Origin of the sequence: Allofustis seminis DSM 15817 (assembly GCF_000374325.1) — a bacterium.
In the GTDB taxonomy this organism is placed as follows: Bacteria; Bacillota; Bacilli; order Lactobacillales; family Carnobacteriaceae_A; genus Allofustis; species Allofustis seminis.
Map to the genome: position 1 here is coordinate 242873 of NZ_KB894079.1, position 17503 is coordinate 260375.

Here is a 17503-nt window from a genome sequence, read left to right on the forward strand (position 1 = left end):
AAAGACCGCTATCACAAAGATAGCAGTCTTTCGATCTATAATTATTTGCCTATAATTATTTTGCAGCTAATTTAATAATTTCTACAATTGTGTCTGTTGCACGCACCATCGCTTCAACTGAAACATATTCATAACGTCCATGGAAGTTCTCTCCTCCTGCAAATAAGTTCGGAGTAGGTAATCCCATGAAAGAAATAATCGAGCCATCTGTTCCACCACGAATAGGTTCAATAATTGGTACAATATCAATATTTTCCATTGCTTTTTGTGCTAATTCTACAGGACGCATATCATCTTTTATCACTTCAGCCATATTATAATATTCATCTTTTAAATTCAATGTAAAACGGTCGCCATATTTTTTATTGAGCGTATCTGTGATCATTTGCATTTTTGCTTTTTTATTCTCAAATTCTTCACGACTATGGTCACGAATAATATAATTTAAATCAGCTTCTTCAACCGTTCCATTAATTTCTAAAATATGATAAAAGCCATCGCGTCCGTCTGTTCTTTCTGGAACTTGCTCGGCTGGTAACATTTCATCAAACTCGATCGCTAATTTTAAAGCATTGACCATTTTATCTTTGGCAGAACCTGGATGAACATTTTGCCCTTTTATATGCACACGTGCACTTGCGGCATTAAAACTTTCATATTGCAATTCACCCAATGGGCCACCATCTACAGTATATGCAAAATCTGCACCAAAATGATCAACATTAAAATGTGTTGCACCTTGACCAATTTCTTCATCTGGTCCAAAAGCAATGCGAACTTTTCCATGTTTGATTTCAGGATGTTCAATCAAATATTTCATGGCACTAATGATTTCAACCACTCCAGATTTATCATCAGAGCCTAATAAAGTTGTTCCATCTGTTGTAATTAATGTCTGACCTATATAATTTTTCAAATTAGGAAATACTGAAGGAGATAATACAATATCTTCTTCTTTATTTAAGACAATATCTGTTCCATCATAATCTTTAACGATTTGTGGATTGATATTCTCGGCGTTGAAATCTGCTGTATCAATATGCGCAATAAAACCAATAGTTGCGACCTCATCTTCAGTGTTGGAAGGTAATGTTGCTGTAACAAAACCCGTTTCAGTAAGATGTTCAACATCAGACAAGCCAATAGCTTCTAAATCTTTCGCAAGCATTTTTGAAAATTCTACTTGTGAAGCGGTGGAAGGAATTGTGCTACTATATTCATCCGAGCGCGTATTAATTTTTGCATAACGGATAAAACGTTCAACTAAATCTGGGTACATAATGACCACTCTTTCTATAAAAATTTAAAGACATCTTTTTGTTTTTGCGTTGGAATTACTTCAATATTCCAATCTAATTCATCGGACCATGTTGCTAGAAGCTGAGACATTTTTTGGATAAAAATACTTTCAACATAATGGCCAACATCAATGAATGATAAGCCATCGCGCAACATATCTTGTGCTTGGTGGTAGCTAATATCGCCTGTAATATATAAATCTGCGCATGTTTTTAATACGTCCGACGTAAAATCAGCCCCTGATCCACCCAATATAGCAATCGTTGAATATCTTTTTCCCGATTGTATTTCATTATAACGTACTTTTTCAATTGGCAATTTTTCTTTTAAATATTGGATAAGCTCGATAATCGTCATTGATTGTGGTAGCTTCCCATATCTTCCATAACCAATTTCAGGTTTTTGGATATCTGGGCATAAAACCTTACAATTCTCAAGTTGAATTGCCTGTGCTAGCCATTCATTCATACCAGCAGGCGCTTTATCTAAGTTAGTATGTGCACTGAAGACGGCAATCTGTCTTTCAATGAGTTTGATATAAAGTCGCCGCTTCGAATCTAGTGCATTGAGTGTTTGGATCGGTTTAAAAATGAGTGGATGATGCGTTACTACTAAGTCCACATCATGATCAATAGCTTCTTGTAAAGTTATAGGATCTAGATCCAAGGCCACCAGAATTTTTTGAACTTTCTGATGTAGATCTCCAAAAGACAGACCTACGGGATCCCACTCTTCCGCTAAACTTTGTGGGGCAAATTCATCTATTTTTGTAATAATATGATTTAATTCTATCATCTTATTTTATCACCTTTTGAATGATTGTTATCATTTCATGAATTTCTTTTATTTTGGCTGCTGAACGATCCGTTGCATTTTTTAAATTGCTCTGTATTTTCTTAAATTGCGCTAATTTATCGTTCCATTTTTTATAAAATGTTAATGTGGGATGTTCTATCATATAAGGTCCAAAAAGCAATTGTGGCTGTGAATATTCAATCTTTTCAAGTGTCGGAATTGCTTTTATGACTTCATAATAAATTCCTTGATCTTCTACAACCTTTTCAGCTGTTATTTGATAGCCATATTCTCCTAAGAATTTTCTCAAGTAAGGTTCATGATTGTTAGGTTGTAAAATCAATATACAATTTTGGGGGATAAGTTTCTTGTCAACTCCAGCTTGAATAATCTCGGCAATAAGCTGTCCGCCCATCCCTGCAATTGTCGTAACATTTATCTCATCTGGATGCTTCACTTGTGTAATAACCTCAAAACCTGCACCTAAAAATAAATCAATCGCTGATGCTAGGTCCGCTTTTTCTATATTATATTTAGCATTTTTATATGGTCCTTCTACAACTTCGCTAGCATAAACATGCACTGCTTTTGCTGATTGAAGAAGTTCTATGGGCAAGAAGGCATGATCGGTTCCAATATCAAGTACTACACTATGATTAGGAACCAATGAGGCTACAGCGGTTAAGCGATTCGAAAGCAATTTTGATTTAATAATCATCGCTCCTTTATGACTAAAAAAGCCTCTGAGACAAAATGTATCAGAGGACTTAATTAAAAATTATTCTTCTTCAGATTCGTCGTCTTCACCAATAACTTCTGGTTCAGGCATTTCATCTGTTGATGAAGCAGATTCTAAATCATCTGAAATATCTTCTGGTGCAGTAATGGAGACCACTAATTCATCTGCATCAGTAATCAATTCAGCACCTTCAGGTAATTCGATGCTGCCAACTTCAACTGTGTCACCAATTTCCATTCCTGTTACATCAATTAAGAATTCAGCAGGAGCTTTCATAGGTGATACTTCCAACTCAACTTCAGAAAGTGCTTGAGAAACAATACCTTGTTTAATCGTTTCTTCACCATGAACATATACAGGGATTGACATGGTAACTTTTTCACCTGCGTTAAAGGCAAGCAAGTCAACATGGTAAATGTGTGGTGTAAGTGCAAAATCTTGACGATCTTTAACAAATACGTTGTGTGTTTCACCTTCTACATTGACTTCAAATACTCCATTAGCGCCTACTTGACGAATAACATCTTCAAATTCTTTCAAATTTAGTAATACAGGTAATGAATCGACTCCTGTACCATAAATCACTGCTGGTAATTTTCCAGCTGCACGTGCTTGTTTTGATGCACTTGTACCTAAACGTGTGCGTTTTTCCGCATTTAATTTCATGTAACTTTCACCTTCCAAATAAATTGAGTATATTTTTATTTAAAATAACATGTATCATTATAACAAATATCTGTAGCTATTGCAAAGCGTCATACAAGGACATATTATGACAAAAAGTCTTTTAATTGTTTTGAACGACTTGGATGACGTAATTTTCGCAATGCTTTTGCTTCAATCTGACGAATGCGTTCTCGCGTAACACCGAAAACTGTTCCCACTTCTTCAAGTGTTCGTTGACGGCCATCGTCTAAACCAAAGCGTAATCTTAGCACATTTTCTTCGCGATCTGTTAAAGTTTCCAACACGTCTTCCAATTCGTCTTTTAAAAGCTCATAGCTTGCATTATCTTCAGGATCAATAGCTTCCCCATCTTCAATAAAATCTCCCAGATGTGAATCATTTTCTTCACCAATTGGTGTTTCTAAAGAGACAGGATCTTGCGAAATCTTAATGATATTGCGAACTTTTTCTGTCGGCAAGTCCATTTCAGCACCAATCTCTTCGGGGGTTGGTTCGCGCCCTAACTCTTGTAGCAATGAACGCTGAACGCGGACTAGTTTATTAATTGTTTCTACCATATGCACCGGAATACGAATCGTACGTGCTTGATCTGCAATCGCCCGTGTAATAGCTTGACGGATCCACCAAGTAGCATAAGTTGAAAATTTAAAACCTTTCGTATAGTCAAATTTCGTAACAGCCTTCATAAGCCCCATGTTTCCTTCTTGTATTAAATCCAAGAAGCTCATTCCGCGGCCTACATATCTTTTAGCAATTGATACTACAAGTCGTAAGTTTGCTTGGGCTAGCTCATGTTCTGCTTCTCTGTCGCCAAGTTCAATCCTTTTTGCAAGGGCCACTTCTTCATCCGCCGTTAATAAATCGACACGTCCAATTTCTTTTAAATACATACGTACTGGGTCATTAATTTTTACTCCAGGAGGTGCTACCATCTGTTCGCGACGTGCTTCTTCTGCTGCAGCTTCTTCCTTTTCAACTTGACGAATTAATGGATTCCCCTCTTCATCGACAACACCAATACCTTCGTCTTCGAACTTTTGAATAACTTCTTCAATTTCATCTTCAATTAAATGATAAGGCTGTGCCAATTTATCAGTTAATTCAACATATGAGATCGTTTCTTTTTGGAGGAATTTGGCTTCAGCGATCAATTCTTTGGTCGCTTTTTTGTAGCCGATTTTTACTACTTCTTCATTGTTTTTTGTCATGAATGAATATGCCCCCTATTATGATTGATTTTTCAACTTTTTATTTAATTGAATTATTTCTAAGGCTAATGAGGTTACCGCCTCTTGATTGCCTATTCTTTTGGCTTCATCTAATTCTTTTCGTTTCATTTCTAACTTCTGGCGAATAGGTGAGACCTTTTCAATAATTTGCATATAGTCTGCAATTTCTTCTTCCGTGAAATTCATTCCCAAGTTCATCCACATAATTTGTGTTGTTATATTTTTTAATTCATTATCCGATAACAAATCTAAAAAAGTAGAAATTGATTTATCGGGTGAATCAGAGCGAAAAGACTGATATAAAATATAAAGCAGTTGGTATTTTTCATGCATAAATGTAAATTGCGGATTTAATTGCTGAATCACGTCCCAAGCATGATCACTATTCATCAAGCGATGCAATAACATTTGCTCCGCCCGTTCTACTACCGACAACTTTGGTACTTTTACACCTTCGTGGCGTTTTGGTTCATTGAATTTATCTTGCGTGAGTTCTGTTCTTTTTTTACGAATTTCGTCAAGTTGCTCACTTTGCACATGGCTTTTTATGAGTTGATATTGTTGTTCTAATGAATCAAATGATACTTGAAATTCATCAGCCAATTTATTCAGTGCAAAATCTTTTTCAATTGGTGAATTCATTCGTGCAACTTCAGATAAGATGCGCTTAATATATTCAAGTTGTTCCGACTCATTCGCAAGGTTTTTCCCGAGGCGATAATAATTCATATAGAAATTTAAAATAGTTTCGCGACCATGATGTAATAAATCTCTAAATTTTTGATCGCCATATTTTTTGATGAATTCATCTGGGTCATCGCCTGGTGGAAAGTTGACTGTCTCCACAGTAAAATGAGTTTTTTCAGTGATTTCTTTAATCGTTTTGTTCGTTGCATTCATTCCAGGTTGATCACCATCAAAAGCAAGAATCAAATGATCAGTATAGCGATCCAACAACTGCAAATGTGCAGTAGATAGCGATGTTCCCATTGTTGCGACACCATTTTGAACCCCTGCTTGCCATGCAGAAATAACATCCATATAGCCTTCAAATAAGATAGCTTCCCCATGAGTTCTAATACTTGAACGTGCTTGATGAATATTAAAAAGCACTTGACTTTTTTTAAAGAGCAACGTCTCAGGTGAATTCATATATTTAGCGATAGAGCGGCTCTCCTGTTCCTGCTCCAAAAAAGCACGTCCACTAAAAGCAATCACTTGTCCGCGCTCATTATAAATTGGAAAAATAATGCGCTCCGAAAAACGATCCAAATAATCGTTACGATTTTCAACATGATAGTCGGAAAATAAACCAGATTCTTGAAACAAATTGCTTTCAGTACGTTCAGAATCTTTTTCGGATAAATATAAGTGAAGTGCATTTCTTTGCGTTGGGGAAAATCCTAACTTAAATGTTTCGATCGTTTCAGGTTGCAATCCACGACTTATTAAGTAGTCATAAGCTGCTTTTCCTTGATCAGTATGCAATAAGATATGATGATAGAATTCAGCCGCATCTTCATACATCTTCAATAATTGGCTTTCAACGGATGATTCTGATGAGCGATTTTTTATTTGACCTGCGAGGCTCTGATCGATCGGATAATGAATCATTTCCGCAACCTTAATCACTGCTTCAGGAAAAGTGATCCCTTCTATTTCTTGTAAAAAAGTAAAGATCGTCCCGCCTCGTCCACAACTAAAACAGTGAAATAGCTGCTTATCTTCACTTACAGAAAAAGAAGGTGTGTTATCTTCATGGAATGGGCAATGTGCTAAATGGTTATTTCCTGCTTTTTTTAGTGACACATATTGCGATATTAAATCAATAATATCCGCTTGTGTGCGTATTTCTTCAATCGTCTCTTCAGGAATTCGTGCCATTTCATCACCTCTTTACCGTTAGATCACACACTGAACCTAATTATTAACATATACTTTATTATACAATGTAAATTGAACACCCGTCAACTGTTGTGGCTTACTTGACGGGTGTTTGTACTATTAATTTAAAAGTTTGATAATATCTTCTTTTGATAATTTTTTAATTGAGGCCAATTGTTCCGATTGCATCACTGAATCAACTAATTCTCTTTTCTGTTCTTGAAGTTTATAGATGCCTTCTTCAATTGTTCCTTTTGTAATCAATCGTAAAACTTGCACAGGTTTTTTCTGACCGAAACGATGCACTCGATCCGTAGCTTGGTCTTCAATCGCTGGATTCCACCATGAGTCATATAAGATGACTGTATCGCCACCTGTCAAGTTTAATCCAACACCTCCAGCTTTTAAAGAGATTAAAAATAAATCTTTTTCTCCGCTATTAAAACGTTCTGTTAATATGAGGCGTTCTTTTTTATCAGTTTGACCATCTAAATAATGATAATCTCTTCCCAATCTATCCAATACATCACGAATAATTGCCAACATACTCGTAAATTGTGAGAAAAGAACCACACGCTTTTTATTTTTTTGCGCTTCTTCTAAGAATTCGAATAGGCGCTCTAATTTAGCCGACGGACCTTTGTAGCCGGAATCAATCAATCTTGGATCATTACATATTTGGCGAAGTCGTGTCATACCTGCAAGGATCTGAATGCGATGCTGATCAAAAGAATGATGGGTCATATATTCTTCTAAATCATGACGAATCACTGCCAGCTGAACTTGATAGATACGTTTTTGCTCATCTGATAGTTCAATAAATTGCTCTGTTTCAGTTTTTGGTGGTAAATCTTGCAGCACTTCTTCTTTTAATCGTCGTAAGATAAAAAAGCTTATTTTGTTACTAATTTCTTCTTTAGAAAGTTTTTGAAAATCTTTTTGGCTTTTAAAAAGGCCAGGCTGTACCGTTGAAAATAATGACCATAATTCATTCAAATTATTTTCGATAGGTGTTCCAGATAAAGCGATCATATTCTCGCATTGGAGTTGTTTGATTGCACGCGATGTTTTTGTATTCACATTTTTTATATTTTGTGATTCATCCAAAACAATGGTATTAAAAAAATAATCTTTAAAGGCGTCAATATCTCGATGAATCAGCGGATAACTTGTAATAATAAGCGAATTATTCGGATCCGCCATGGCATGTGCTAATATTTTCTTTCTTTCGATTGCTGAGCCTGAAATGATTTGCGACTTTAATGCTGGTGCGAATTTTTCAATTTCAGCTTTCCAATTGTACATAACACTTGAAGGACAGATCACAAGATATTTTCCGCCAGATTCTTCCCATTTACTTAAAATAAAAGCAATTGCTTGTAAGGTTTTACCAAGTCCCATATCATCTGCAAGTACTGCACCAAAGCCATAATAGTCCATTGTTTTTAGCCACTGGAATCCGATTTTTTGGTAATTTCTTAATGTTGCTCTTAATTGACGTGGCAATTTAAATGACAATTGCTGAGGGGACTTCAATTGCTCAAGTAATTGTTGGAACTGCGCGCCGCGTTTCACTAAAGGAGAAGAAAAATTATTAATTCCTTGAATAAGAGGGATTGATAGCGATGTATCATTCAAATCTTTCGCTTCAAGCCCCAATGCTTGCATTGCCTGACTGAGTTCTTTTAGATCTTTCTGTTCAAGGTCTATAATTTGACCAGTCTTCAGTCGATAAAAACGCTGTTTCTCTTTTATCATTTGCAACAATTTTGTCATTTCGTGAGGCGGAATATCTTCCATTTGAAATTGAATATTCAACAGGTTAGAACCTGCTTGGCGTTCAATGAAAATCTTCGGCGACTCTTTCGGACGATAGATCATTTTTTTTACTTCATCTGATAAATACACTGGATAATATGTATCAAGTCGAATCATATCTTCATATAAGAAATGACTAAGGTCCGCTAAATCTGCAAAATACCAGCCTTTTGAATCTTGACTAACTTGTCCAATAAGATGCAAGATATGATTCAAAATTTCTGCTTCTTTTTGAAAATCTCGGACTACTAAAACTGATTGTGCTTCATTGGACGCTGATTGAAAAGGAGATACATCCACTGCACCATAAGAAAAAGTAGGCTCAATTGTTAACTTTTGATTTCTATAATCAATTTTTATTTTAGTTTTGAATTGCGACTCGATCATATCTTGAAAAATGTCATCATTGATCTGAATGTGGAAATATTTTTTAACCGTTGTCCAATACAAGGATAGAAATTCAGAAAGTTGATGTGCATTCAAATAGAGTGCTTCTTCTTTTAAAATATCAAAAGTTGTCAGTAATTTTTTTAAAGGGTAAATATCCTTTGATTTTATTTTGAATAATGAATGATTAACACGCAAATATGGCGTTTGCTCTAAAAATTCAATGAATGGTACATCATCGCCAATTGGATGAAGATGAATTTTATAGTCCTCATTATCTTTTATAATTGTCAGTTGAACTGGTATTTTTTCATCTTTTATAATATCAATAGCATATAACTCTTCCGCACGTATAGCAGTTGGACTATTAGGCGGATAACCCCAGCGAATTTTTCCACGATTGGTTTCATTCATTAATGTAAGAATTTTGTCAACAAAAGCTGGCGGAATAACAAGCGGCGATTGACCATAATTGCTGTTTGTGCCTTCATTGGTATAGCGTTGACTCAATTGGTCAATTTCATTTAAAGCCACAAGCAACTTCATATCACTTGAAGCAATTTTATGGTGCTGTGGATGATAGGAGAATTGTTTGCCAAAAGAATATTCCCGTTGATTGATCAAAAATCTTAAAACCGTTGAAAAATCATGAACAACATATAAATAATCCAAACCTACGCGCATATAAAGTCCTGCATCAATGGGTTGATTAGGAAGTTGATGCATATTCAGAATATATTCAAATTGCAATATTTCTTGATAATCGTAGATCTCATTTAAATAAGGATTCTCAAGTAAATTTTCTAGTAGCATTTTATTTTTTTGAACGCGATTTTTTATATCGCCTACTAAGGCTGCTTCTGATTGTGATTGTGCTAATTCTTCAATAGAGTATCGATTTAAATATGCCATGCTTGCAACTACATGTTCACACGCTCCAGCATATTTTTCAAATGCTTCACATGTGCAAGAATAGGTGCTTGCAATTCCATTTTTTAAAAATGACATTTCTACTTTGTGGCATTGATTATGTGCTTTAATATGTAATGAAATTTTTCTTTCATTTGCATCAATTTCAATTTCTTCAAATGAAGCATCATCTTCACTTAATTGAATCCCTTGTTGGTAAATATCTTGATTATTGGCAATTGAGCGCACAACAGATTCAGGAAAAAATTGTTTTTTAAACATAATCTATCGGCTCTCCTCTCCTTAATGTTCATTGCTCCATTATAACATACATCATTAATTCCATCAGATGATAACTACAAAATAAAAAAGGAGGTTTCCCTCCTTTTTTTATTGACTATACTAAATAACCAATTCATTAAAATCTGCAACTTCTTGCGCATATTTTGCAAAATATTGCAACAGTGCAATACGATTATTGCGCAATAATGTATCTTCTACCATGACCATATTTTCTTCAAAAAAATTATCAATTTGTGGTGACAAACTTAAAATAAGGTCAATATGTTTTCCATCTTTCATATTATTATTCCACTGCTCTTTTAATGAAAGAATTGCTTGATGTAAATCTTTTTCAGAGTCAGTTTCAAAGAAATTCACATCTACATCGAATTGTTGCTCTTGCGTTTTAGTAATATTTAGGACGCGTTTAACAGATTGGATTTGACTTTTGAATTCAGACATTTTTCTTCGTTTATCTATTTGAATCGCAATGTTCACTTTTTCAACAATATCACTAGTTTTTCCTCCGCGAGCGGCTTGAATAATATCATAAGGAAGCTGGTGATGTTCTTTAATATATTGCGCTAAGCGGTCATCCAAGAAAGCAATTAAATCATTGCGATGTTTATCATATCCTCTAACGATTTCTTCTGTCAATGATACTTTTTCGACAATTTCATCGAGCCAGTCCACTAAAGAAAATGTCTGATCTAAATTCACTGCAATACGAACAACGCCCATTGCTTGGCGGCGTAAGGCAAATGGATCATTTGACCCTGTTGGAATCATTCCAGCTGAGAAAAATTGCAGCAGTGTATCTAATTTATCTGCAACAGAAAGCAGTGACCCTAAGAGGGTATCTGGCAGTGCACCATCTGTTGATATTGGCAAATAGTGTTGGCCAATTGCTTCAGCTACTTTTGGATCTTCTCCTCTTTCATAGGCATAATGACCACCAATTACACCTTGTAATTCAGTAAATTCATTGACAACTTCCGATACCAAATCTGTTTTATAGATTTCGGCTGCATGCACTAAATGCATTTCATCTTCTGGCGATAAATGAAATTTCTGACTCAAAATTTTGACTATTTGCTGTACACGAAGTTCTTTGTCATAGATTGTGCCTAAACGGTCATGGAATGCAAGTTGTTTTAACTTATCATTCCATTCTTTATAAGTAATTTTTTGATCTTCTTTGTAGAAAAAGCGAGCATCTGCTAATCTAGCGGCGATAACTTTTTCATTACCTTGAGCGACACCTTCAATATTTCGATCATCACCATTGCGTACCCCAATAAAATATGGCAGCAATTCATTAGTATCTGCTGATCTTACAGGAAAATAGCGTTGATGATTCATCATAGAAGTCTCCAAAATGACATCAAAAACTTCTAAAAATGCTGGATCAAATTGTCCTACAAAGACTGTTGGCCACTCGGTTAAATCGGTAACTTCTTCAAGCAATGAGGTATGATGTGTTGGATCTATCCAGTTATTTTCTTCAACTAATGCTTCAATTTGTTGTACAATTGCTTCTTTTCGCTCATTACGGCATGCATTAACTTTATGTTCCATTAATAGTTGCTCATAATCTTTTGCATGATTAATTTCAAAAGAATCTGGACTTAAAAAGCGATGCCCTCTTGACTTATTACATGTTGGAATATCAAATACTTCAAAAGGAATAATCTGATCATCAAATAATGCAACTAACCAATGAATAGGGCGAACATATTGATAACTCGTCGTTGACCATTTCATATTTTTTTTGAATTCAATTGCAGGAACAACCTCTCGTAAATCTTTTAATATTTCCAAAGATGGCTTTCCTTGGATAAATTTTTCAATATATGTATATTCTTTACCCGTTTCTTCTTTAAAAATAATGTCTTCGACTGAAGCACCTTGTCCCGTTGCAAAACCGATTGCTGCTTTTGTCCAATTTCCCTCTGCATCTTGTGCAATCTGGCGAGCAGGACCTCTGACAATAGTTTTTACATCTTCTTGTTGATCACTTACATCAAAGACTTTTACTGCAAAACGTCTTGGAGTGCTAAAGGACTCTACTTTTGAAAAATGGATGCGTTCTTTTGTTAAAAAATCTGCAACTTTCTGTGCTAATTGTTGTTCGGCACTTACAATAGCGTTAGCAGGCATCTCTTCCAAGCCCACTTCAAGTAGTAAAGTATGTGTCATTATTTTGCCTCCTCTTTCAAAGAATATTTTTCTACCCATTTTGCAGTATCTTCTTTCAGCAATGGAAAATCTCTTTTGGCACGCTCATTTAAAAATGCTTTCGCAATTTTGCGTGCCATATTGCGAATTCGTCGCAAATAATCTGGTCGCTCAGTTGCTGACACCGCTCCCCGGGCATCAATCAAATTGAAAATATGACTGCATTTCAAAACATAATCATAAGCAGGATGGACAAGTCCTAGGTCAATTAAATGCAGTGCTTCTTTTTCATATGCTTTTAATTGTTCAAAAAGCATCTCTAAATTACTTTCTTCAAATGAATAAACAGAATGTTCATATTCAGGTTCGGTGAAAATTTCACCATATTTTACTCCTTTTGTCCATTCAATATCATATACACTATCAACATCTTGGATATATGATGCAAGGCGTTCTAATCCATAAGTTAATTCAACGGTCACGCTATCCACTTCTAAACCACCCACGACTTGAAAATATGTAAATTGTGTAACTTCCATGCCATCTAGCCAGACTTCCCAGCCTAAACCAGCACAACCAAGTGATGGATTTTCCCAGTTATCTTCTACAAAGCGAATATCATGATCTAATGGATTAATTCCTAAAACTTCTAAGCTTTTTAGATAGAGGTCTTGGATTTCCATCGGCGATGGTTTCATCACTAATTGAAATTGATGATGTTGATATAATCGGTTCGGATTCTGACCATAACGTCCATCGGCAGGGCGGCGGCTTGGCTCAACATATGCAGCATTCCATGGTTCAGGCCCTAATGACCGTAAAAATGTATACGGGCTCATAGTACCTGCTCCTTTTTCTGTATCATAAGCATTCATCAATAAACAACCTTTATCAGACCAATAGCGTTCAAGTTTTAATATGATTTCTTGAAAAGTAAGTTTTTTATCCATTTCTTCACTCCCTCAATATAATAAAATCGTCCCTATATCTCTCATTTTCACAAGAAATATAGGGACGATTCAATCGCGGTTCCACCCTATTTCCGAGCCATTGCTCGACACTTTTAATCAAATGATGCTCAGGGACTGCCTCATTCAAATTATCTAGCTTCCACCATACCTAGACTCGCTATAATTTTCTTTGTTTCCCGTCAATGCATATCACCATTTATAATACACGGATTTCATATTTTGTCAATCATTTTCATCTTCAAAAAATGTTTCATATTTTTCCATTTCTTGAATAAAATGTTTGCTTTTTAATTTAATGCCAACCGTTTCATCATATATTTTGTTGAGAATATGTTTCATTTCTTTTTTAGTTTCCATTGTCACATTAATTTTTCCAAGCTGATCGAATTTCAGATAATTGAGTTGGCGTAATAAATAAATTGCCTTAGGATTAGCATGAAAGCGGCGCTTATCATATACAAAATGCTGCGAGCAAATGATTCCATGATATTTGCTGGAATAATCAAATATGCCTTCTGTTTTATGACAAAGTGCACAGCCTAACCAGTTGGGCATAACACCAAATTCTTTTAATCGTTTTAATTCATACATACAACTAATAATCTCGGCATCCACGTCTTCATTTAAATAAGTTAGAGCTTGAATTAACTCAGAGTAGACAGTGCTATTTGCTTCTCTATCTGCAAGTGCCGCATCTGTTAACATACAAAAATAAATACCGTAGGCATTTTTTTTGATATCAGTATGTAAATGTGGCAAAGGATCACAATGATTAATAGCCCGAATAAATGATAAACCTTCACGCCGTACATCCGCTTCAAATGTTAGACGAACTAACGGGTAAATTTCTTTGTCAAGCGCATCTTTTCGATAACTACCGCGAACAAAAAACATCAGAGGACCATGCATGTTAGTTAAGATTTTTACCAAAAAGTCTTTCTCGCGGTGAGGTTTTTTAAATAAAACAACCCCTTCTAACTTTTCTAACATGATAATCCCCTGCCTATATTAATAATCTTCTTCGCGGTACCCCAGCTCTTCCAAGCGCATTGGGCGATCACGCCAATTTTTTTTAACTTTTACAAAAAGCTCTAAAAAGATAGCTTCACCTAAAAGATTTTCAATATCTTTTCTTGCACGAGTACCAATTTCTTTTATCATAGTGCCGCGTTTACCAATTACAATACCTTTTTGACTCTCACGCTCAACGATGATAGATGCGCGTACATGAAGTTTATCGGTTGTTTCATCTCGTTCAATCGACTCCATCTGAATTGCAACAGAATGTGGTATTTCTTCTTGTGTTAAGTGTAATATTTTTTCGCGTACAAGTTCACCAACTATAAAGTATTCAGGATGGTCCGTCACTTGATCTGCAGCATAATATTGTGGTCCCGGTTGCAAATATTTTGTAATATCACTTAAAAGTGTCTGTAAATTGTTACCATACATCGCGGATACTGGAATAATTTCTTTAAAGTCCATTTCTTTCTTATATCCTTCAACGATTTCTGGCAATTCATTTGGATGAATTTGGTCAATCTTATTTAATACAAGAAATACAGGGGTATGTATATGTTTCAAACGTTCAATAATAAATTGATCGCCTGGTCCTTTACGCTGTGTCACATTTACCATGAATAACACTAAATCCACATCATTCAAGCTACTTAAAGCATTTTTAACCATAAATTCGCCCAATCTATGATGTGGTTTATGAATTCCAGGAGTATCTAAAAAAACAACTTGTTCTTGTTCCGTTGTATAAATTCCTCGAATATTATTACGCGTTGTTTGGGCTTTATCACTGGTAATCGCAATTTTTTCTCCCAAAATAGTGTTCATTAAGGTGGATTTCCCTACGTTAGGTCGGCCTACAATCGAAACAAACCCTGATTTAAATGGCTTATTTTCTTGCATAGTCCATATCCTCTGCTTCAAAATAATAAGGTAATAATCCTTCCACTGTCGTTTCTTTTATATCGCCTTTTTCATTGGTTAAAATGATTGGCATATCTGGTGGACAAAATTCAGCAATGACTTGGCGGCAAGCACCACATGGCGAAATCGGGTCTTCTGTCTTTCCTGTAATGACTAAGCCATCAAATGCTTTAACACCTTCAGAAACTGCCTTAAAAATAGCGGTCCGTTCCGCACAATTTGTCAAACCATATGAAGAATTCTCGATATTACATCCTGTATAAATTTCATCATCACTTGTCAACAGTGCCGCACCTACAGGAAAATTTGAATAAGGTACATAAGCACGTTTGAGCATTGCATTTGCTTGTTCACAAAGTTCTTGTTGTCTTCTCATCATAAAGTCCTTTCATTGTTAGATTAATTAAAAATTTTTGGTAAAAAAATCGCTGCGCCTACAATGGCTGCCAAAAAAGAGATAATTAATACTGCAGCAGCACTCATGTCTTTAATTTTCTTGGCATCTTTATTATATTCTAAAGAAACAAAATCCACGACATTTTCCAACGCAGTATTAATAATTTCCATTGCTATGACTAAATGAATGACTATTAGAATCAAAAGCCATTCATATAAAGAAAGCGAATAATAAATTCCCAAACAAATTGCCAAAAATGAAGATAGGATATGGCTTTTCATATTTCGCTCTTCGCTAAAAGCCGTCCGAATACCGGAAAAAGCATAGCGAAAAGAGGCCAGAAATGTCTTATTTTGAAAGGGCGTTTTCTTATTCACCGTAATACTCCTCAATGATACTTGTTTGTAATCCGAACATTTCCTGAGCTTCTGCATCGGTCTGATGATCATAGCCATTCAAATGTAGTAGACCATGCACTGCTAAAGAAAGTAGTTCTTGTTCAAATGTTTGATCAAATTCTTTGGCTTGGCGTGCTGTTTGGGCTGCTGAAATATAAATATCACCAATAAGACGTGGAATGTCGGCTTCTATCTCTTCAAATTCAAACAATTCCGAATCTGATTCATCATCATCTAATGCAAAACTTATGACATCTGTCACAGCATCTTTATGACGATAGTCTCGATTCATTTGATGAATTTTTTCGTCAGAAACAATCACCAATGAAAGTTCAATATTCTCTGGAAGTTCTAATTTTTTTGCTGCTAAATCAAGAATTTCATAGAGCATTTCTTCTTGAGAAGGGGTAATTGTATTTGTTTCATCAAAAAAAGCTACTTGCATAAAATAGTTCTCCTTTATTACATAAAAATTTTAATTAAAGGTGTACGATCTCTACCATTATAACAAATATTCTGCCTTCTGTTAATGATTAAAATAGTAAGAAAAAAGACCATCCGATTAAAGATGATCTTTTTCAATATTTTCTTTTTGTTCAGCACCATAAGCATCTATAATAGCTGCTACTAAAGGATGGCGGACAACATCTGCAGATGAAAATTGAATATGTTCAATACCTGCAATATTCGTTAATATTTTTGAAGCATGACTTAAGCCACTGGTTACACCTTTAGGTAAATCAATTTGCGTTTTGTCACCATTAATAACCATCTTTGAATTAAATCCAAGACGCGTGAGAAACATTTTCATTTGAGGGACGGTCGTATTTTGAGCTTCATCAAGAATAATAAAGGCATCTTCTAATGTTCGACCACGCATATAAGCGAGTGGCGCAATTTCAATAGTTTCTCGGTCCATTAGGCGTTCAAGTTGCTCCGATCCAAGTAAGGTATGAAGTGCATCATATAGTGGCCGTAAGTACGGGTCTACTTTTTCTTTTAAATCCCCTGGCAAAAAACCAAGACTCTCTCCTGCCTCCACTGCCGGACGCGTTAAAATGACGCGTTTAACGCCTCCTTTTTTCATTTCAGCTACTGCCATGGCTACTGCTAAGAATGTCTTTCCTGTTCCAGCTGGACCCACTCCAAACACAATAGGATTTTTCCTAATGGCTTTCACATATTGCTGCTGTCCATAATTTCGAGGATGAATTACACGTCCATCATTATCTGTGATCACCTTATCTTCGTACATTTCAAGCAAATGATCCAATTTATCCATCTGTCCCATGCGAATAGCATTCAAAATATCCATAGCAGTTAATGAATAACCTGCATGATGTAAATATTCTAATTCTGTTATGATGTGTACCATAAGTTGAACGGCTGCTTCTTGCCCTTCAATCATTAATTGATTCCCTCTTGTATTTGTTTTGACCGATAATTCTCGTTCAAAAATATTTAAGTGGTGATTTTGCGGACCAAAGAGTAATTGAGCCCACTGGAGATTATCAATGGGAATCGTTCGTTTGCTTAATTCTGTGGCCAAATCGCAAGCACTCCTTTTTATATGATGCACTTATTTTATC

The 17503-nt window shown here is 35.4% G+C and carries 15 protein-coding genes; all 15 read right to left on the reverse strand.

Annotated elements, in window-relative coordinates; all coding sequences use genetic code 11:
- Positions 1-55: 55 nt before the first annotated feature.
- Complete coding sequence (gene pepT, locus C231_RS0101130; protein WP_018658820.1) at positions 56-1279, reverse strand: peptidase T; 1224 nt, start codon at positions 1277-1279, stop codon at positions 56-58.
- Between the two features lie 14 nt (positions 1280-1293).
- Entirely contained in the window at positions 1294-2094 is an 801-nt protein-coding gene (locus tag C231_RS0101135) for a Nif3-like dinuclear metal center hexameric protein (RefSeq protein WP_018658821.1), read from the reverse strand.
- A gap of 1 nt (position 2095) precedes the next feature.
- Positions 2096-2812, reverse strand: a complete 717-nt coding sequence (locus tag C231_RS0101140) for a tRNA (adenine(22)-N(1))-methyltransferase (protein WP_018658822.1) — start codon at positions 2810-2812, stop codon at positions 2096-2098.
- A 60-nt stretch (positions 2813-2872) separates the two neighbouring features.
- A complete protein-coding gene (locus tag C231_RS0101145) occupies positions 2873-3499 on the reverse strand; it encodes a 50S ribosomal protein L25 (protein WP_018658823.1) in 627 nt (208 codons plus the stop codon).
- A gap of 104 nt (positions 3500-3603) precedes the next feature.
- The gene (rpoD, locus tag C231_RS0101150; RefSeq protein ID WP_018658824.1) at positions 3604-4728 is read right to left on the reverse strand and encodes an RNA polymerase sigma factor RpoD; all 1125 of its coding nucleotides are present in this window, start codon (positions 4726-4728) and stop codon (positions 3604-3606) included.
- An 18-nt stretch (positions 4729-4746) separates the two neighbouring features.
- Positions 4747-6633 carry a DNA primase gene (gene dnaG / locus C231_RS0101155; RefSeq protein ID WP_018658825.1) on the reverse strand — a complete coding sequence of 629 codons (1887 nt, stop codon included), beginning with the start codon at positions 6631-6633 and terminating at the stop codon, positions 4747-4749.
- A gap of 120 nt (positions 6634-6753) precedes the next feature.
- Positions 6754-10029 (reverse strand): DEAD/DEAH box helicase, encoded by a 3276-nt coding sequence (locus C231_RS0101160; protein WP_018658826.1) that lies wholly within the window; start codon positions 10027-10029, stop codon positions 6754-6756.
- A gap of 120 nt (positions 10030-10149) precedes the next feature.
- Complete coding sequence (gene glyS / locus C231_RS0101165) at positions 10150-12228, reverse strand: glycine--tRNA ligase subunit beta (RefSeq protein ID WP_018658827.1); 2079 nt, start codon at positions 12226-12228, stop codon at positions 10150-10152.
- Positions 12228-13157 (reverse strand): glycine--tRNA ligase subunit alpha, encoded by a 930-nt coding sequence (gene glyQ / locus C231_RS0101170; protein WP_018658828.1) that lies wholly within the window; start codon positions 13155-13157, stop codon positions 12228-12230. Before glyQ ends, glyS begins: the two co-directional genes overlap by 1 nt.
- Positions 13158-13400: 243 nt before the next feature.
- Entirely contained in the window at positions 13401-14168 is a 768-nt protein-coding gene (gene recO / locus C231_RS0101175; protein WP_018658829.1) for a DNA repair protein RecO, read from the reverse strand.
- A gap of 18 nt (positions 14169-14186) precedes the next feature.
- On the reverse strand, positions 14187-15098 hold the full coding sequence (era, locus tag C231_RS0101180; RefSeq protein ID WP_018658830.1) for a GTPase Era: 912 nt from the start codon (positions 15096-15098) through the stop codon (positions 14187-14189).
- Entirely contained in the window at positions 15085-15495 is a 411-nt protein-coding gene (locus C231_RS0101185; RefSeq protein WP_018658831.1) for a cytidine deaminase, read from the reverse strand. Before C231_RS0101185 ends, era begins: the two co-directional genes overlap by 14 nt.
- Positions 15496-15518: 23 nt before the next feature.
- Entirely contained in the window at positions 15519-15893 is a 375-nt protein-coding gene (locus C231_RS0101190) for a diacylglycerol kinase family protein (RefSeq protein WP_018658832.1), read from the reverse strand.
- Positions 15886-16359 carry an rRNA maturation RNase YbeY gene (gene ybeY, locus C231_RS0101195; protein ID WP_018658833.1) on the reverse strand — a complete coding sequence of 158 codons (474 nt, stop codon included), beginning with the start codon at positions 16357-16359 and terminating at the stop codon, positions 15886-15888. The genes C231_RS0101190 and ybeY overlap by 8 nt, the downstream gene beginning before the upstream one ends.
- A 117-nt stretch (positions 16360-16476) precedes the next feature.
- Entirely contained in the window at positions 16477-17463 is a 987-nt protein-coding gene (locus C231_RS0101200; RefSeq protein ID WP_018658834.1) for a PhoH family protein, read from the reverse strand.
- Positions 17464-17503 lie beyond the last annotated feature (40 nt).